Origin of the sequence: Caulobacter hibisci (assembly GCF_016135805.1) — a bacterium.
Classification (GTDB): Bacteria; Pseudomonadota; Alphaproteobacteria; order Caulobacterales; family Caulobacteraceae; genus Caulobacter; species Caulobacter hibisci.
Map to the genome: position 1 here is coordinate 184,318 of NZ_JADWOX010000007.1, position 18,073 is coordinate 202,390.

Annotated in this window: 14 protein-coding genes; all 14 read left to right on the forward strand. The window is 71.2% G+C overall.

Annotated elements, in window-relative coordinates; genetic code table 11:
* The first annotated feature begins 7 nt into the window (after positions 1–7).
* The 14 genes from I4Q42_RS12315 to I4Q42_RS12380 all read left to right on the forward strand — a co-directional run bounded on the left by I4Q42_RS12315 (position 8) and on the right by I4Q42_RS12380 (position 18,072).
* Entirely contained in the window at positions 8–1,684 is a 1,677-nt protein-coding gene (locus I4Q42_RS12315; RefSeq protein WP_198576367.1) for a portal protein, read from the forward strand.
* Positions 1,681–1,890, forward strand: coding sequence for a hypothetical protein (locus I4Q42_RS12320; protein ID WP_198576368.1), 210 nt, complete (start codon positions 1,681–1,683; stop codon positions 1,888–1,890). Before I4Q42_RS12315 ends, I4Q42_RS12320 begins: the two co-directional genes overlap by 4 nt.
* Positions 1,887–2,258, forward strand: a complete 372-nt coding sequence (locus tag I4Q42_RS12325) for a Bbp19 family protein (RefSeq protein ID WP_198576369.1) — start codon at positions 1,887–1,889, stop codon at positions 2,256–2,258. The genes I4Q42_RS12320 and I4Q42_RS12325 overlap by 4 nt, the downstream gene beginning before the upstream one ends.
* Complete coding sequence (locus I4Q42_RS12330) at positions 2,194–3,069, forward strand: hypothetical protein (protein WP_198576370.1); 876 nt, start codon at positions 2,194–2,196, stop codon at positions 3,067–3,069. The genes I4Q42_RS12325 and I4Q42_RS12330 overlap by 65 nt, the downstream gene beginning before the upstream one ends.
* A 257-nt stretch (positions 3,070–3,326) precedes the next feature.
* Entirely contained in the window at positions 3,327–4,268 is a 942-nt protein-coding gene (locus I4Q42_RS12335) for a phage capsid protein (protein WP_198576371.1), read from the forward strand.
* Positions 4,269–4,357: 89 nt separating this feature from the next.
* Entirely contained in the window at positions 4,358–4,834 is a 477-nt protein-coding gene (locus tag I4Q42_RS12340; RefSeq protein WP_198576372.1) for a hypothetical protein, read from the forward strand.
* 111 nt (positions 4,835–4,945) lie between these two features.
* Positions 4,946–5,548 carry a hypothetical protein gene (locus tag I4Q42_RS12345; RefSeq protein ID WP_198576373.1) on the forward strand — a complete coding sequence of 201 codons (603 nt, stop codon included), beginning with the start codon at positions 4,946–4,948 and terminating at the stop codon, positions 5,546–5,548.
* 45 nt (positions 5,549–5,593) lie between these two features.
* Entirely contained in the window at positions 5,594–7,870 is a 2,277-nt protein-coding gene (locus I4Q42_RS12350; protein WP_198576374.1) for a hypothetical protein, read from the forward strand.
* A complete protein-coding gene (locus I4Q42_RS12355; RefSeq protein ID WP_198576375.1) occupies positions 7,863–8,261 on the forward strand; it encodes a hypothetical protein in 399 nt (132 codons plus the stop codon). Before I4Q42_RS12350 ends, I4Q42_RS12355 begins: the two co-directional genes overlap by 8 nt.
* A 1-nt stretch (position 8,262) precedes the next feature.
* Positions 8,263–8,763 (forward strand): hypothetical protein, encoded by a 501-nt coding sequence (locus tag I4Q42_RS12360; RefSeq protein WP_198576376.1) that lies wholly within the window; start codon positions 8,263–8,265, stop codon positions 8,761–8,763.
* Positions 8,763–10,832: a hypothetical protein gene (locus I4Q42_RS12365; protein WP_198576377.1), complete on the forward strand. Its 2,070-nt coding sequence runs from the start codon at positions 8,763–8,765 to the stop codon at positions 10,830–10,832. Before I4Q42_RS12360 ends, I4Q42_RS12365 begins: the two co-directional genes overlap by 1 nt.
* On the forward strand, positions 10,832–12,769 hold the full coding sequence (locus tag I4Q42_RS12370; RefSeq protein ID WP_198576378.1) for a GNAT family N-acetyltransferase: 1,938 nt from the start codon (positions 10,832–10,834) through the stop codon (positions 12,767–12,769). The genes I4Q42_RS12365 and I4Q42_RS12370 overlap by 1 nt, the downstream gene beginning before the upstream one ends.
* 36 nt (positions 12,770–12,805) lie before the next feature.
* Positions 12,806–15,484: a hypothetical protein gene (locus I4Q42_RS12375; protein ID WP_198576379.1), complete on the forward strand. Its 2,679-nt coding sequence runs from the start codon at positions 12,806–12,808 to the stop codon at positions 15,482–15,484.
* 65 nt (positions 15,485–15,549) lie between these two features.
* Positions 15,550–18,072: a right-handed parallel beta-helix repeat-containing protein gene (locus I4Q42_RS12380; protein WP_198576380.1), complete on the forward strand. Its 2,523-nt coding sequence runs from the start codon at positions 15,550–15,552 to the stop codon at positions 18,070–18,072.
* Position 18,073: the final 1 nt, after the last annotated feature.

Consider the following 18,073-nt stretch of genomic DNA (forward strand, 5'->3'; position numbering starts at 1 on the left):
GCGGGGCATGGCGGCCGACTGGAAAGCGATCATCCGGCAGCGCGATCACCTGAAGGCGATCCGCGCCCTGCGCGACAGCGAGTTTCAGCTGATCGCCGACTACTACATGCCGCGCAAGACTTTCGAGGTGGCCCCCCAAAAGGGCCAGCTGCGCCCGCGCCTGGTGACCACCAGCGTGCCCCAGCGCGCCCTGGCCGACAGCGCCGCGTTCCTGGTCGGCTACCTGATCGACCATACCCGCCCGTTCGTGAAGCCCAACGTGGCCCGCGGCCTGGTCGCGGCCGGGCGCCAGACCGAACTGGACGACGCGAGCCTGGACTACCTGGACGGCGTCAGCTGGTCGGTGTTCGACCGGATGATGCTGCCCCAGTCGGGGTTCCTGCAAAGCGTCAGCCGGCTGGCGATCGAGCTGCGCGGCTTTGGCACGGGCGTGCTGTGGACCGGCCGCAAGCGCGGATTTGGCCCGGTGTATCAGGCCCGCCCGTTCCGCCGGTGCTGGATGTCGTCGGACGAAAACGACCAGATCGACACGGTCTATTACGAGTGGTGCTTGCCTGCCTGGCAGGTGGTGCAGCAGTACCCCGCCGCCAAGGGTGTCGATAAGATCGCCGAGCTGGCGAACGATCCCAAGCGCGAGCAGACCGACGTGACCCTGCTGCACGCGGTGGAGCCGCGCCGCACGGGCCGGGCCCTGCAGGCCGGTTCCGACAAGCCGTTCGCCAGCGTGGTGATCGCCGTCGACTACGAAGGCGCCGTGCTCGAGGAAAGCGGCTACGACAGCTTTCCCTACAGCGTGCCGCGCCTGGGCGTGGAGGAGGGCAGCGCCTACGGCACGGGGGACGCCTGGCGCGCCCTGCCTGACGCCATGGTGCTGAACGCCCTGCAGCGCGACGTGGAAGCCGGTGTCGGCCTGCGTGTGCGCCCGCCGATGTTCTCGCCGGCCCGGCTGTTCGGCAAGCCGATCGACCGGCGCCCGGGGGCGCTGAACGTCTATGACGAAACCGGCCTGGGCTTCCAGACCCTGAAGGACGCCATCCAGTACATGCCGGTCGGCGGCGACGTCGGGATCGGCTCGGACTACATGCAGATGCTGGAACGCCGCATCGAGCAGGCGTTCATGACCGACTGGATGCGCCTGCCCGATAACGGCCAGCGCACCGCCACCGAAATCAACGACCGCCGCGACACCCGCCTGCGGGCCATGGCCGCCCTGATCCCGGGTGTCGATCGCGACCTGATGGGCGTCTGCGCCAGTCGCACCCTGGACGTGATGGTGGCGGAGGGCCAGCTGGCGCCGCCGACCGAGCAGCTGAGCGAGGTCGAGGTCGACTGGGACTATGCCGGTCCGCTGGCCATCGCCCAGCAGATGGGCCAGGTGGGCATTTTCGAGCGCATCCTGGGCCTGGCCGAACGGGTGGCCCAGATCGACAGCCGCGAGGTGGCCACCGTGGCCATGGGCGAGGGCCTGCGGGCCAGCGCCGACGCCCTGGGCGCGCCGGTGGGCATGATGCGCTCGCGCACGGCCGTGGCCGAGATCCGCGCCGAGGACGATCGCCGGGCCGAGGAAAAGCACCAGGCCGAGACCGCCGCCACCGCCGCCGCCGCCCTGCGCGACGGCGGGCAGGGCGTGCAGACCCTGGTCGCCGCCGACCAGATGCAAAACCAGGAAAGGATGGCCGCGTGAGCCGGAAGTCACCGCCCAAGCCGACCGCGCCCCGCACGGCGCCAGAGCCGGCGCTGGCCGGCTGCGTCACCTGCCGCTTCGCCGTCTGGACCGACCAGCAGGCGCGGGGCGTCTGCAAGCGCTTTCCGCCCACGCCCATCGCCGGGGCGGGCAATCTCCAGCCCTCGGTGACGGCGCTGGACGCCTGCGGTGAGCACCGCCCGTGACCCTGCTGGATTTCGATCCGAGCGCCGCCGCCCAGGCGGTGCGCTATCGCGACGCCGAGGAAATGGCCAGGCGCTATCGCCGCGTGTTCGGCGGCCAGGACGGCCGCACGGTGCTGCTGGACCTGCTGCACCTGGCGGGCGTGGCCCAGATCCGGCCGCCGGGCATGAGCGACGGCGACCGGCGCCACCATGACGGCCGCGCCGCCCTGGCCCTGGAGATCCTGGCCCTGGCCGGCCCCGACGTCGTCGGGGCGACCGTGGGCGTGATGACCGCAGACCTTGTTCCACCGGAAGGACTAGACGATGACCGACCAATCGAACCCGCCCGCGAACCCGCCGGGAGACCCGGGGCAAACCCCGATTTCTGACAAGCCGTTCTATGACGCCTGGGGTGATGACCTGAAGGCGTCGGCCACCATCGTCAATGCCAAGTCGGCCGAGGACGTGGCGCGCATGTACCTGAACGCCGAAAAGCGCCTGGGCGTGCCCGCCAACCGCCTGCTGGTCGTGCCCGACAAGGTCGACGACGCCGAAGGCTGGGGCAAGATCCACGCCGCCCTGGGCCGTCCCGACACGGTCGAAGGCTATCAGGTGCAGCTGGGCGAGAACGCCAGCGACGCCGACAAGGCGTTCGTCGACAAGTTCCTGGGCGAGGCCCACAAGGCCGGCGCCAGCCCGGCCGTTGTGGCCGCCGCCATCGGCGTGCTGAACGAGGCCACGGCCCAGGCGCGGACCGACGCCGAAGCGGCCGACAAGGCCGCCGCCGAGGCCACGCGCGCGGCGCTGGACAAGGCCTGGGGCGACAAGGCCAAGGTCTATGACAGCGAGATCCCGGCGCTGCTGACCCAGCTGGGCGAGGAGCTGGACAAGACCCTGCCCGAGGGCGCCAGGCTGGGCGACGTGGTCGAGAAGCTGAACGCCGAGGGGATGGGCAACAGCCCGACCCTGCTGCGCCTTCTGGCCCATCTGGCCGACAGCCGCGCCGAGCCTGGTTTGCCTGGCGGGGGCAAGGGCGGCGCCGACCGGGGCATGACGCCCGATCAGGCCGGCGCGGCTCGTCGAGCGTTGGAGGCGGACCCGGTCAAAGGGTTGGCCCTGCGCGACCGTACTCACAGCCTGAACAAGGACGTGCTGGCTGAGCGTAACAGGTTGCTGGCGATCGAAACCGGCAAGGCTTGACCGTCGCCGCAAATCAGTGAAGTCAATGCGTAACAGCCGGGGATGCGCCGAAGCTGAACTGCCCTTCGGGGCATCTTAGAGCATCCCCACCTTCGCCCTTCGCCGGGTAGCCCCATGGGTCCGGCTTTCGAGGGCGACGCGCCAGGGCGCGTTAAAGCCAGGACGCATCCGGTTCGCCGGGGAGTGCTGCCGATCAAAACCCCATTGATCGACGCCGTGCGCGCAGCGCGCGGCCGCAGCACGAAGGACGTCCGGCCATGGCCGAGAACACCGAACTTTCGCAATACGTGCCCGGCTTCAAGGCCAACCTGAACCTGGCCCCGCAGCAGACCGACAGCCGCCTGCTGGCGTCGGTGGACAGCGAACTGAACTATTCGGAGCCCGGCACGGGCTTCAACGCCGACGACGTGGGGATCAGCGATCCCGAAGACGTCAACACGCGCGTCCCCGACACGCCGGACAAGTTCCTGGACAAGACCCGCCGCGTCGGCTTCTTCACCACCTTCCAGGACAGCGCCTGGGTGGACAACGTCGACAAGGTCGCCGAGCTGGTCGATCCGACCAACCCGACCATGCAGGCCCTGATGGCCGGCCGCTGGCGCAAAGCCGATGCCGGGATCATCGCAGCGATGTACGGCCCGGCCTATGAAAAGGCCGACGAAAACGCCGTGCCTACCGCGATCGCCTTTCCGGCGGCCCAGATCATCGCCGCCAACGACATCACGTTTTCCCACCAGGACGAAAGCGTTCCGAACGACGCCAGCGACTACGGCATGTCGATCGGCAAGATGATCGAGGCCAACCTGTTGCTGGACGACAGCGATATCGAGGGCGAGCGCTTCGCTGCCTTCGGCCCGGCCCAGGTCGCCGACCTGCTGCGCCGCGTGCCGGCGACCAGCAAGTATTACAACGAGGTGCAGGCGCTGTCGGAAGGCAAGATCGACAAGCTGCTGGGCTTCACCATCCGCCGCCTGCCGCGCAAGCGCCTGCTGCTGAAGGACGGCACGACGAACATCCGCCGCGTTCCGTTCTGGATCAAGCCGGCCGTCGTCTACAAGGGCCGCTCGATCACCGAGGCGAACATTCGTCCGCGCGCCGACAAGTCGGACACGCCGCAGGCCTTCTACAAGGCCCAGCACGGCGGCTCGCGCCGCTACGATCGCGGTGTCGTCGACGTGCAGTGCAAGGAAACCGTCTGATCCTCGCGGCCGGGGCCAGAGCGCCCCGGCCAACCACTATTCGGGCCTGAAGCCCGCCCGGTGCGCCGGGAGACTGAGAGACCAAAACCATGGCCAAGTTCTATGGCTCGCTGGTCGGCACGCCCAAGCAATCGGTGCGTCCGATCCCCACCAGCCACCAGCACGAAAACGGCACCGACCACGTGCTGGTGCGCGACACGATCGAGCTGGCGGCCGCCGCCAACGACACGGTGCAGCTGGCCGTCCTGGGCTGGGAAACCGTGCTGGCCCCCACCGGCACCTTCTGGTTCGACGACCTGGGCACCGGCTGCACGATCAGCGTCGGCGACGTGACCTATCCCAACGCGCTGTGCAACGCCCAGGACGTGGCGACGGCGGCGGGCAGCGCCCTGCTGCTGAAGTCGGTGGACATCGCCAACTACTTCAAGCCCCTGTGGCAGCAACTGGGCTATGCCAGCCTGGCCGCCGCCCGCCTGGTCGGCGCCAAGTGCGAACTGCTGTTCAAGGTCAACACCGCCGCGGCGGCCGGCACCCTGACCTGGCAGCTGCACGGCCAGCAGCGCTGATCCCTTTCGCCCCGGCTTGCCGCGTCGCTCTCAACCACGCGCCGCCGGGGCGGATCCAGCGGGGTGGCTTTCCTTCCGGAGCCGCCCCGCTGACGTATCTGGAGAGGGCCGATGGCCAGCCGCGAAAGCATCGTCAACAAGGCCCTGCGCCACCTGGGCGAGGAGCCGACCGAAACCCTGGACCTGACCGTGGCCCGCACGGCCGTGCGCAAGGTGCTGGGGTTTCTGGACGCCGCGCGCGACGCGGTGCTGATCGCCCATGACTGGCTGGATGCGCGGGCCTATCTGACGCTGCAGCCGTCGGCCATGGCGGGCAACTGGCGTTGGCCCAGCTGCTATCTGCTGGCGCCCGAGATGCTGATGGTGCGCGACGTGGTCGGTTGCGGCGCCTGGGAGCGGGGCACGGAGGTGGACGCCGGCACGGGCGCGGAACTGATCGTCGTGCGCACGATGGGCGGCGGCGCGATCCGGGTGGTGGCGACGCGGCGGATCGGCTGGTCGGTAGTTCCTGTCTACCTGGAAGAGGCCATGGGGCTGATGCTGGCGGCGATGGCCTGCATGAGCGTGAACGGCGACGAGGCGCGGGCCAGCGGCTTGGACAAGCGGGCGGCCTCGGCCATCGGCGCGGCCCAGGGCAAGGACGGGATCCAGGCCGTGGCGGCCGAGCCGGTGTTTTCCGACCCTTACGGCGTGCTGAGGCGCTCGGCCGGCTAGGGCCGGCTAACCCCCCCGCCTGCGCCCGCGCGGGAAGCTGGCGTCATGAGCAAGGACGTCGGGTTCAAGAACAGGTTCAACGCGGGCGAGCTTTCCGACGAAAGCTGGTCGAACAGCGACCTGCAGCAGCATGCCAACGGCATGGCGCTGGGCCTGAACGGCCTGCCGCGCGCCCAGGGGCCGCTGGGCAAGCGCTACGGCTTCTGGTTCGCCGGGCTGTGCGCCGATCAGGACGCGGCGACCCGGCCCGTGCCGTTCCGCCGGTCGGTTGACGACGCCTACATGATCGAGTTGGCCGACGGCGTGGCGCGGGTGCGCGACGCCCTGGGCGCGCCCGTGCTGAGCGCCGGCACGCCGGTAAGCTTTTCCAGTCCGTTCGCGGCGGCCGACCTGGCGGGCCTGCGCTGGGTGCAGACCGGCGACGTGATCGTGTTCTTCCATGAAGACGGCCGGCGGCCCCAGCGCCTGCTGCGGGCGGCCGACGGCAGCTGGGGCTTTGCCGTCTATGCGTTCGACAACGGCCCCTGGCGCGCCGAGAACACCGACGAGAGCTTTACCATTTCGGCCAGCGCCGTCACCGGCGCGGTGACCCTGGAGGCCAGCCAGCCGCTGTTCGTGGCGGGCATGGTGGGCACGCGGTTTCGTCTGCGCAGCCCGCAAGGCAGCATCGGCCTGCAGACCTGGGCGGCCGACGTGGATCCCCAGGAATGGGAACTGTATCTGAGCAACGGCCGGGCCTATTACACGCTGGACGGCGCGGGCAGCACCAAGACGGGCAACACCGCGCCGATCCACGAAAAGGGCACGGTCAGCGACGGCGGCAATCGCTGGACCTTCCTGCACGACGGCGCGGGCGTGGTCGAGATCACCGCCGTGGCCGACAGCACCCACGCCACCGCCACGGTGATCCGCACGCTGCCCTATCAGGCGACCAAGACCTATAACCCCGGGGTGGCGCACGCTTTTGCCGCCACCAGCACCTGGGCCGAGGCGGCCTATAGCGACTATCGCGGCTGGCCGACGGCCTGGCCGGCCGTGCGCGAAGAGCGCCTGGTGGTGGCCGGCGGGGCGGGCGAGCCCGACAAGTTCGACGCCACCCGCACGGCCGGCTTCGACACCGCCAAGGCCGACTTCACCCCCGGCCTGGGCACCGGCCGGGTGGTGGATGACGACGCCGTGCGCCGGTTCTGCGGCGACGAGAGCAGCAAGGTCGCCTGGCTGATCAGCGCCGGCCAGTTGCTGGCGGGCACGCACGCGGGCGAAAACGTCATCGCCGGGGCCACCCTGGACGAACCGCTGACGCCGGACGGCGCCAAGGTGCGCCCGCTGACCGGATACGGCGCCCATCCGGGGCCGCGGCCGGAAAAGGCGCACGACGCGGTGCTTTACGTGGCGCGCGGCGGCGAGACCCTGCGCGAAGCCGTGGTGGACGGCAATCTGAGCGTGGCCGGCGGTGACTTGAGCTTCCTGGCCGAGCACGTGGCCGGGCGCGGCCTGGCCGAGCTGGCCTGGACCGGCGAGCCCGACAACATGCTGTGGGTGCGCCTGGATGACGGCGGCTTCGCCGGGTTCCTGTATCACCGCGAACAGCGGGCGTTCGGCTGGGCGCGCCAGGCCCTGGCGGCGACCAGCAAGGACCACGGCGACGCCTCGCCCTGGAGCGTCGACTACATCGCCGCCCTGCCGGGCAGCTATGGCCGCACGGCGCTGTGGATGCACGTGACGCGCCAGAAAGACGGCGCGCCCCAGCGGATGATCCTGATCCTGTCGGCCCGGCGCGAGGCCATGCGGCTGGACTGCGCGGCGCGCTATCAGGGCGTGGCGGTCAACACCGTGGCGGGGCTCGATCACCTGGCCGGCGAGGCGGTGACCCTGATGGCCAGGGACGCCCAGGGCCGCTGGGCGCAATATCGCGACATCCTCGTCACCGGCGCCGGCCAGGCCAGCCTGCCGGGCGAGCGGACCTCGACGGAAATCGTCGCGGGCCTGCCCTACCTCTGGCGGTTCGAAAGCCTGCCCACCGACCTTTCCGGCCCCGGCACGACGCAGGGCAAGCGCCAGCGCGTGACCCAGATGCTGGTGACCCTGAAGGCGGTGACCGCCAGGGCGGGCGCGGTGATCGACGGCGAGGGCGACAGCCCGCTCGATCCCTTCGGCCTGCGCGGCCTTTCCGAGACCAGCGGCCTGGTTCCCAAGCGCCTGACCGCCAACGTCACCTGCACGGCCGGCGCCGACCGCGACCCACGCCTGGTGGTCGAGGACGACAGCGGCTTCGACGCGGTGCTGCACGCCCTGCGTCCGGTGGCGCTCAGCAATGTGTGATCTGGCGCTGAAGCCCTATGCCCCGGGCGACGAGTTGCTGGTGGAGGCCCGCGCCGATTTCGCCGCGCAGATCGGCCGCGAGGGCGGGGTGCTGCCGGAAGGGCCGAAATGGACGGTGACGGCCGGCGGCCAGGTGGTGGGCGTGGCGGGGCTGGAGCACCTGGGCGGGCGGCGCTGGGCGGCCTGGGCCTACATGGCGGCCCTGCGCCCGCGCCAGTGGCTTGCGGCCGGCGCGCTGACGCGCGAGCGGCTGGGCGGCCTGGACTGGCTGGCCGCCAGCATCAGCGCCGTGGCGACGCCCGATCCGAAACACCACGCCGCCGCCGTGCGGCTTCTGAAGCGCATCGGGTTCGTCGAGGTCGGCGCGCCCTACATGGTCTGGGAGGGCTGATTTGGACCCGATGATGATCCAGGCCGGGATTTCGGCCATCGGCAACATGCTGGGCGGGATCGGCAAGTTCCAGGCCAGCCGGGGCCGCGCCCGGGCGCTGAAGGCCGCCGGCCAGCAGGCGCGGCGCGAGGCCGGCGTCGAGGCCCAGATCGCCCTGGAGCAGGGCGACCGGGCGGCGGCCAGCGCCGCTGTCGACGCCGCGGCGGGCGGCGGCGGCCTGACCGGCAGCGCCATCGGCGCGCTCGACGACCTGACTGGCAGCGCCATGTTCAACGCCCGCAGCGCCCTCTATCGCGGCGTGGCTGAGGGCCGAAACCACGACTTCGACGCCAAGGTGACGAAAAAGCAGGGCCAGCTGGAGTTGGTGACCAGCTGGCTGCAGGCCAGCGGCGCGGCCGGGTCGGCCCTGAGCGGCATGGCCGAGCGGCGCAGCGCGCGTCTGGAAGCGGCTCGCACGCGCGCCTGGAACAGCCGCCCCGACGGCGGCCGGGGGGTCTACTGATGGGCGTTCTTCCGCGCAGCGCGCCCCGGGCCGAACGGCCTTCGACGGCGCAGGTGGATTTCGGCGGCGTCTCGCCCGCGTTCGACGCGGTGGCGCGGGGCGTGGCGCAGGTGGGCGAGCAACGCCTGAAGCGCAAGACCGACGAGGCCGAGCGCTGGGCCGACCAGCAATTCCAGACCTGGCGAACGGAAAACGACGCCCGGGTGGCCGCGTCGCAGGCCAGCTATGACGGCGCCGCGCCCGGCCTGACCGCCCAGGAACTGGCCCAGACCGACGCGTCCTTCTCGCCCCTGGTCGGCGGCGAGGGCGACCTGCTGCGCCGCGACGCGCTGCAGCGCCGGTTCGACGGCTACCGCGCCCAGGTGGGCAACAGCTTGAGCCAGGTGGAAGCGGCCAAGCGGGCCGAACCGCTGGCCCTGCAGGCCAAGGCGCGCGACGACGCGGCGCTGTCGGTGCATGAGGTGGGCTTCGCCACCGACTTCGCCGGCCGGCAAAAGGTGCGCGAGGCCGGCGGCCTGGCGGCGGTGACGGCGGCGGGGCGGCTGGAAGACTACGACGCCGCGTCGAAAGCGGCGATTGAGGCCGCGCCCGAGGCGCTGCGCCCGCGCCTGCAAGCCAAGCTGGCCGCCAAGCGGGCCGACGAATTCGTGCTGGGACAGCGGGTCGAGGAAGACGCCGTCGGCCGGCTGGTCGGCGACCAGACCGCCCAGGGCCTGGACACGCTGGTCAACACCCTGCTGAGCAATCCGGCGGCCTACGGCCAGGCCAAGGGCCTGGTTCCGCAGCTGGCGGCGACGATCGCCGATCCGGCCCAGCGGCAGAAGTTCGAAGCCTCGGCGCACGCGGCGATGAGTGCCGGCTTCGTGCAGGGCCTGATCAACGAGGGCCAGCTGGGCACGGCCAAGGCGCTGCTGGATGGCGGCAAGCTGGACAAGGATCTGGACCCGACCCGCAAGCAAGCCTTCATCGACCAGCTCGAGGTGGCGCAACGGGCGGGCGCGCGCCGCGCGCGTATCGCGGCCGGTGGCAATGGCGACGAGGATGACGACGACGGCGGCGGCTGGAGCGGTGTGAACCTGCCGGGCGGTCCCAGCTTCGAGAACCTCAAGAACGGGTACGCCAGCGATCCCCTGAAATACGCCCAGAAGAAAGGCAAGGCTCCGGTCGAGGCCATGGATCCGAACGCCGGCCTGATCGCCGGGGCGGGCGACGGCGCGTGGGGCCGCACCCTCCAGCAGCGGCGGGGCGTGGGCATGCAGCTGACCAAGGCCGACGGCGTGCAGCAGCGTATGCTGACGAATGCCGAGGTGACCTTTTACAAGGACGCTTTCGAGCGCGAGCCGGCGGCGCGCTTCCGCGTGGCGCAGGAGGCCCGCAAGGCCGTCGGCGCGCTGGGCGCCCAGGATCTTTTGCGCGAAATCGGCGTCAACGATGAGTTGCCGGTTTCGGTGGCCATCGCTCAGCTGGCGGCCGGCGGGGCGTCGTCGTTCGCGGAGGATGCGCGGCGTGGACTGGGACTGAAGGATCAGGGCGCGGCCTTGACCCGGGCGGAAAAGGCCAGCCTGGCCAGCGAACTGGATCCGTACCGGGCGCTGTATGCGGATCGTCCTGAGATCTTTCAGGCCCTGATCCAGGCGGCTGAGGCGGCCTATACGACCCACAAGGTGGCGGGCACAACGGCCCGGCCGGAATGGTACGCCCTGCGGGCGCTTGGCGGCTTCCGGGTCAACGACACCACCTATGGCGGCGGCAAGGTGGTGCGCCGCCAGGCCACCGTGCTGCCCGACTGGCTGAACCCCGACTATCTGGACGACGCCATGGAAACCCTGGGGTCGGTGTGGGCGGCCGGCGATAAGGGGCCGCGCTATGGCAACCGCGAGCCGATGAGCGCCCGCGACATCGCCAAGGGCGTGCCCGTGCCGGTGGGCGGCGGCTGGTTCCAACTGCGCAACGGATCGGGCGATCCGGCGCTGCGGGCCAACGGCCAGCCATTCATGTTCAAGTTCGACGACAACCGCCGTTTCCTGGGCAAGCGCCTGGGCGGCAAGGCCGTGAGGGGCGCCCAGTAATGGCCGACATGTTCGACGTGCTGCCGGTGGCCCCGCGCCAGGCGGCGGCTCAGCCCGTGCGGGGGTGGGCCGCGCCGGTCAACCGCTTCGAGGCCTTCCGGTCGAACCTGGACGCCCAGGTCCAGATCTACAACACCGACGCGCGGCAAGAGGGGGCGCGCCAGGACCTGATGGCGCGTCACCGCGACATCGAGCGCCGGCTTGGGCGGGCGCTGCCCTGGTCGGCCTTCATGCAGCAGGGCGAGCCCGAGGTGGCCGGCGGCATGGCTGACGATGACCTGGGGTTCAATCCCGGCGCCGAGGCCCTGGAGCGGCAGCTGGGGCTGCGCCCGGCGGCGGCGCTGGACGATGCGGCCTATGAGGCCCTGATCGACAAGCTGCGCGAGCAGGACCCCAGGGCCATGGCCGGGGTGAAGACCCGCGCCCAGATCGACGCCGAGCGTGACAGGCGGTTCAACGCCCTGGCCCAGCGCGCCGGCCAGGCGGCCCAGGGCGCGCCGTTCAGCGCCTTCGCCGGCAGCGTGGCGGGAAGCCTGCTGGATGCGCCCAACCTGCTGTCGATGATGACGGGCGGGATCGGCGCCACGCGCGGGATCGCCCAGCGCGTGCTGATCCAGGGCGGCGTCAATGCGGCCCAGGAAGCGGCGATGACGCCGGGCCGCATCAGCGACGCGCGGTTCGGCGGCCCCAAGCCGACCGTGGGCGAGATCGCCGGCAACGTCGCGGCGGCCGGCGTCGGCGGGGCGGCGTTCGAGCTGGGCGGCAGCGCCCTGGGCGCGGGGCTGCGGCGGCTGGCGGCCGACGTTCCCCCGCCGCGCGAGACGGCGGCGGCCCGGGCGGTGGACCTGCTGGAAGACGCCGACCGGATCGAGGCGGCCGTGGGGCGCCAGGACGGGCCGGTGTTCGACGCGGCGACGGCGGCGGTGGCGCGCGGCGAGGATCCGCGCGCGGCCGTGGCGGCCGTGCGGGCGGAGGCGGGGGCTTTCCAAATGGAACCGGGGCCAGAGAACTCGTTCTTCCTGGTCCCAACAGCGGAAACGCGGCGGGCCGTCGGCGTCGGACCGTTCGACGGCATCTATGGCTGGATCGAGCCGGGGCGCGTTCGCATCGAACGCGCCGAATTACCTGCCGCCGCGCGCGGGCGCGGCCTGGGCGTTCGGCTCTATCAGCAGGCGATCACCGAGGCCAGGACCCGGGGCGTCGACCTGGTGAGCGACCAGGAGGTCAGCGCCGATGCGCAGCGCGTGTGGGCGTCGTTGGAGCGCCGGGGCTATGCCGTCGAGCGCAACCCGCTGGCGACGACGACGGACGGGCAGGCCGGTCTGCTGAAGACGCCTGACGGTTCGCCGGTGTACCGGATCGCGGCCGAAGCGCTTGCGCCTGCCGCCCAGGCCGCGCCGGCCCGTTCGCCGCTGGAAACCGAAGTGCTGCGCGCCCTGACCGCCAAGCCTGGCCGGCTGGAAGCGCTGGCGCGCCAGGGCGATGCGATCGAGGCGGCGGGCGGCGGCCTGGCCGCCACGCCGATCGAGGCCAGCGCGGCCGTCGAGCGCGTGGCGCTGTCGGTGCTGCGGCGTGGGGATCGCGGCGTGGCCAAGGCCCTGGCGGGCGCGGAGGCCAGGCTTGCGGCCGGCGCCGCGCCGGCCGAGGTGGCCGAAGGCGTGGCCAAGGCGGTGCGCACGGCCGCGCGCCATGCGCAAAAGGCCGAGGCGGCCCGCGCGGCCGCCCTGGATCCGCCGGCCACGGCGCCGGCGGCCCGGGCGCAGGCCGAAGGCTTTTCCGATCCCTATGGTCCCGAGGCCCAGCGCCAGCTGGCGGCCAAGCCGGAAGAGGCCGATCTGGAAGGCGAGGGGGCTCCGCCCGGGCTGTTCGACGACCTGGCCCCGACCGACGCCCTGGACCGCGCCCACGCCGCCCTGAAGGCCTGCGCGCCGCCCTAAGCCCCCCGTTTCTTCCCGCCCTGCATCGTTCGATGCATGACCACCCCGTTCCAAGCCTGTATCGCCGACGCCCACGCCAAGGGCGATCTGGACGCCGACACCGCCGCCCAGGTGCGCGGCGCCTATGACAGCGCCTATGAGGCGGCGGCCGACCTGGGGCCGGTCGAGGCCGACCGCCTGGCGGCCGGGGCGGCGATGACGGCGCTGGAGCGCCAGGCGCTGCGGGCCAAGGTGCACCGGGCGCTGAGCGTGCGCACGCGGGTGGCGGCGCTGAACGAGGCCAAGGCGTTTCTGGAAGCGCGCGGCTATACCAACGTGTCGTTCGACAGCGGCAAGGGCGGCGGCAGGCCGCCCAAGGGCGGCTGGACCCTGAGCGGCGAGCCGCCCAAGGAAGGGCCCTACGCCAAGGGCGGGATCCTCGCCGACTGGCTGAAGGAACTGGTGGACGGCAGCGGCGGCCTGGCGGGCGCGGCGGGGCCGTCGGTCAAGGGGCGCTATCAGGCCCTGGCCGGATCGTTCCAGGCGATGATGGCCGACCTGAGCGAGGCGTTCGACACGGTCACCGGCCTGCCGACCAAGGGGCGGGCGCTGCTGGACAACCTGGTGCGCGAAGCGTTCGGCGAGGACACCGGCGATCAGGCGGCCAAGGCGTTGTCGAAGGCCTGGGGCGACACGGCCGAATATTCGCGCCAGCTGTTCAACGCGGCCGGCGGCGAGATCGGCAAGCTGGAAAAATGGGGCCTGCCGCAGAGCCACAACGCCCTGGCCCTGAGGACGGCCGGCAAGGACGCCTGGCTGGCGGCCATCACGCCGCGGCTGGACGCGGGCCGGATGATCGACCGGCTGACCGACAAGCCGTTCGCCCCGGCGCAGCTGAAGGCCGTGCTTTCCGACGTGTACGACAGCATCGTCACCCTGGGGGCGATCGACCGCGAGATGGGCGAGGCCCTGGGCAAGGGCAAGGTGGCCGACCAGCGGGCCGAGCACCGGTTCCTGGTGTTCAAGGACGCCGACAACTGGATGGCCTATCAGGCGGAGTTCGGCGTCGCCGACCCCTATGCGGCGATGATGCGGCACCTGGATGGCATGGCCCTGGACATCGCGCGCCTGCAGGTGCTGGGGCCAAACCCGGATCATCAATTCGACTGGCTGGCCCGCGCGGCCCTGCGCATGGGCGACATCGAGGGCGCGGGCGTCAAGGCGCGGGCCAATGTGGAAAGCGCCCGGCAGATGTATGGCCATCTGACCGGCGAGTTGGGCGGGGCCTATGGCCCGGACGTCGCCCTGGCGCGGGTGGGCAAGATGACCCGCAGCGCCCTGGCCGGGATCCAGCTGGGCGGGGCGGTGATCAACGACCTGCTGAGCAACCCGGTGTTCGCGGCCAAGGCCAAGGCCCTGGCGGGGTTGTCGGCCATGCCGGACTTCCGGGCCTATTTCGCCCAGGTGACCAGTCCGCAGGCGCGGGCGGCGGCGCGGCGCACGGGCTTCATCGCCGAGAACGCCCGGGCCAGGAACGCCGAGGCCATCCAGCGCTATCTGCGCAGCCAGACGGTGGGCGGCAAGGCCTGGGAAGGCGCCAACGCCCTGGGGGCGCTGCTGCCGCACTGGGTGAACACCGCCGGTCTGCTGGACGGCAACATGAAGGCCAGCCGCCGGGCGTTCCAGGACGAGTTCATGGGCTATGTGGCCGATCGGCGCGGCCAGACCCTGGCCCAGCTGGCGGCCAGCAAGGACAGCGAGGAACGCGCCTTTTCCGCCCTGCTGAGCGCGCGCGGCTGGACCGAAAACGACTGGGACGTGGTGCGCACCGTGGCGCCCGAACGGTATGGCGAGGGGATCGAGTTCGTCTCGCCCCAGGCCCTGGCCAAGGCCGGGCGCGAGGACATCGGCTGGAAGCTGGCCGAGACGATCGAGCGCGAGACCCGCGCCGTCGTGCCCGAGCCCAGCCTGTGGAGCCGGGCCAAGATGATGGGCACGACGCGGCCGGGCACGCTGCGCGGCGAATTCCAGCGCAGCCTGATGACCTATCGCAGCTTCAGCGTGACCCAGACCTATAGCTGGGGAAGGGAGTTCATCTTTCGGGCGGCGCAGGCGGGCAATGATCCGCGCGTGCCGTGGAAGCTGCGCGTGGCGGCCCAGGCCGCGCCGCTGGTGCTGGGCGCGACCCTGGCCGGGGCGCTGACCGTGTGGACCAAGGACATGATCAAGGGCCGCGATCCGCGCCCGGCCTGGAGCGAGGATCCCGAGCAACAGGGCAAGGTCGCCTATCAGTTCTGGGGCGCGGCCCTGGCTCAGGGCGGAGGGCAGGGGATCCTGGGGGATTTCTTCTTTTCGGCGCAGGCGCGCAACGGCAAGTCGTCGGCCCTGACGGCGTTCGGCCCGGCCGCCGGCCTGGTCAGCGATACCTTCGACCTGACCTGGGGCAATGCCGACGAGGCGATCAAGGGCAAGGAAACCCATGCCGGGCGCGAGGCCGTGCGCTTCGCCGGGCGCTACAACCCGCTGGCGTCGCTGTGGTGGAGCCGGGCGATCATGGACCGGGCGGTGATCGACCAGATCCAGCGCCTGATCGACCCGGAGGCCGACGAGCAGTTCCGCCGCCAGAGCAAGCGCCTGGCCGACGAATACGGCCAGGGCGAATGGTGGCCCGAGGGCCAGGCCGTGCCCGAGCGGGCGCCGAACCTGGGCAACGCTGCCCAACCTGTCGAACCCTGACCTAACCCCCCCGCCCGCGCGCCGAAGCGACCCTGAAGGCCTCTTTCCGCCCCTGGGCCGCGCCGATGACCGTCACGCTTGAGAACCCCGACACGATTTTTGTCCCGACCGGGGCGGCGGTCGGGGCGTTTTCGACGGGCTGGAGCTATGAGGAGGCTGGCGACGTCCTCGTGATCATCGAGGTTGCTGGCGTTGAGGGTCCGCCCTTGGCGGTGGATGGCGACTTCGTCCTGGTGTCGATGGCGCGCGAAGCTGGGGGTTTCACGGGCGAGGTGACGCTGAAGGCGGCCGTTGTGCCGTCTGGTGGATGGCAGGCCGCGGCGGATCACCGGTTGATCCTGAGGCGGGTGACGGCGGCCAGTCAGACCCGGCCCTTCGGCCAGGTCGAGGGATTTCGCCCGGCGGTTTCGGAGGCCGCCTGGGATCGCCAGGCGCGGCTCGCGCAGGAAATGCGATCGCGGCAGGGCAGGTCGCTGGTGGCGCCGGCGGGCGAGGCGGGGTGGTCGCTGCCGCCCTTGGCCGAGCGTGCGGGTAAACTGGCGATGTTCGACGTCGATGGACGCCTGGCGGGCGCCGCGGGCGGGATCGCCGACGGCGTTCCGGTGACCGACTTCGGCAGGGACCTGGTCACCGCGGCCGACCATCGGCGCGGCAAGCTGCAGCTGAAGATCGGAAGCCTTGAGGACGTGGCGGATCCAGAAGGCGTGGTCGACGCCACGGCGGGTGTCGCCGAACTGGTGGCGCTCTACCGGTCGCTGGGCCGCCGCGAGATCCCGCTGGGCAGCGGCCGCTTTCGCATGCCCGCCAGCAGCGGCGGTTTCGACGTCGGCGTGGGCGGGCTGTATTTCGTCGGCGAGGGCGCCAGCACGGTGATCTTTCGCCAGGAAGGCGAGCACCCGGAAAACGACCCGCTGGCCACCAGCGCCTTCTTCAACTGGGACGCCAACCCCGAGGACAAGTCGGGGGTGGGTTTTCTGAACCTGGCGTTCGAGGGCACGCTGTCGGAGGCCAATCCGGGCGCGATCGGCGCGCCGGTGATCTTCCTGGACTGGTTTCCCGAGGTGATCCTCGAGAACGTTTCGGCGCGAAACCTGAAGTGCATGCTGGCCGACGTGCATTTCTGCGGCCGTTATCGCGCCGAGAACAATGTGCTGATCAACATCGCCCGCGACGGCCTGCGGGCGCGCGACACGCCCAATGCGATCGTTCGCGGCAACACCCTGGTCCAGATCGGCGACGACGTGATCGCCATGCACACCTCAACCGGCAGCGTGGGTAGCTATCCGGTGCGCGAAGGGCTGGTGATCACCGACAACATCACCGCCCTGGGCGGCTCGATCAAGGCGCTGGGCGCCCGCAAGGTGCTGATCGCCAACAACATCGGCCGGCTGCACTACCTGGCGCATATCAACGTCGTGCCGGGCGTGGCCGGCCCCGAGGGCAGCAACCCGATGGGCGAGGTGGGCGTCTACGACAACCAGAGCTGGGACACCCACAACCTGCTGGACGGCGGCACGGCCGCTTCGGCCGCGCACATCGTGTTCGGCGCGCCGCCGGTGCGCGGCGCGGCGATGAGCGGCGGGATCATCCCGACCAACCCCGATCCAGCCACCGGCGTCTTCGTCAAGCCCTGGCCCTATAGCCAGATGAACACCGACGATCCCGCCCACCCCGTGGCGCCCACGCCCGACATCGACATCAACGGCAACCGCTTTGGCCGCACCCTGCCGGCGGCGGCCAAGATCAGCGACTACGGCTATGGCAAGCTGCAATTCCAAGGCGAGTACAGCGACCCGGCCGTGACCGACGCCGATCTGCGCATCGGCGCGGGCATCAGCGGTTCGGGCGTGGGCGCCGGCGGCGGCTTCGTCAAGCTGACGATCGAGGGCAATGGCGGCAGCTATGTGGGCAACGGGATCAGCCTGCCCAAGCCCGTCGGCATTGAGACCTATCGCGACTGCCGCGTGGCCGACAACGCCATCACCGACTTTTCCGGCCGGGGCTTCCTGCTGTCGAGCCCCGACACCAAGCTGCCGGCCGATATCGAGGTGGCGGGTAACGTCTTTGATGGCGACCCGCTGCACGTCTTGGCCAACCGCAACACCGGCGGCCGCTGGACCAACGGCGCGGCCGGGCCCAACGCCATCGACGTGGGCAACGCCGTGGGCTTGGTGGTGCGCCACAACACCTATCGCAATGTCTGCCGGCCGCTGGCGGCCAACTACGCCGACGAGATCCTGGTCGACGCCAATGTTCATGAATGCGACCCGGTCGCCCGCGGCTTCGACGCCGGCAATCGGGGGATCGGCGAGCTGCCCTATGCGGGGCGGCCGCTCTACCTGATCAAGGATTGCGACCCGACCAGCGCCAGCTATGGGCAAATCAAAAACGTGCCCCTGCTGGAGAGCAACGCCCAGCCGGCGGCCGGCAAGTACGTGGCCGGGCACTTCGTGGCCAACCATTCCCCCGCCGTCCTCGGGTCGGCGGGCTCTCGCTACACCATCACCGGCTGGTCGCGCCTGACCACGGGAACGGCGCATGTCGCCGGGACCGACTGGGCCGAGCGGCGCGCGCTTACGGGGACCTGAC

Coding starts and splice junctions, on each gene's coding strand:
- I4Q42_RS12345 (WP_198576373.1), top strand. CDS start 4,946: ATGGCCAGCCGCGAAAGCATCGTCAACAAGGCCCTGCGCCACCTGGGC.
- I4Q42_RS12330 (WP_198576370.1), top strand. CDS start 2,194: ATGACCGACCAATCGAACCCGCCCGCGAACCCGCCGGGAGACCCGGGG.
- I4Q42_RS12380 (WP_198576380.1), top strand. CDS start 15,550: ATGACCGTCACGCTTGAGAACCCCGACACGATTTTTGTCCCGACCGGG.
- I4Q42_RS12315 (WP_198576367.1), top strand. CDS start 8: ATGGCGGCCGACTGGAAAGCGATCATCCGGCAGCGCGATCACCTGAAG.
- I4Q42_RS12365 (WP_198576377.1), top strand. CDS start 8,763: ATGGGCGTTCTTCCGCGCAGCGCGCCCCGGGCCGAACGGCCTTCGACG.
- I4Q42_RS12370 (WP_198576378.1), top strand. CDS start 10,832: ATGGCCGACATGTTCGACGTGCTGCCGGTGGCCCCGCGCCAGGCGGCG.
- I4Q42_RS12375 (WP_198576379.1), top strand. CDS start 12,806: ATGACCACCCCGTTCCAAGCCTGTATCGCCGACGCCCACGCCAAGGGC.
- I4Q42_RS12355 (WP_198576375.1), top strand. CDS start 7,863: ATGTGTGATCTGGCGCTGAAGCCCTATGCCCCGGGCGACGAGTTGCTG.
- I4Q42_RS12350 (WP_198576374.1), top strand. CDS start 5,594: ATGAGCAAGGACGTCGGGTTCAAGAACAGGTTCAACGCGGGCGAGCTT.
- I4Q42_RS12340 (WP_198576372.1), top strand. CDS start 4,358: ATGGCCAAGTTCTATGGCTCGCTGGTCGGCACGCCCAAGCAATCGGTG.
- I4Q42_RS12335 (WP_198576371.1), top strand. CDS start 3,327: ATGGCCGAGAACACCGAACTTTCGCAATACGTGCCCGGCTTCAAGGCC.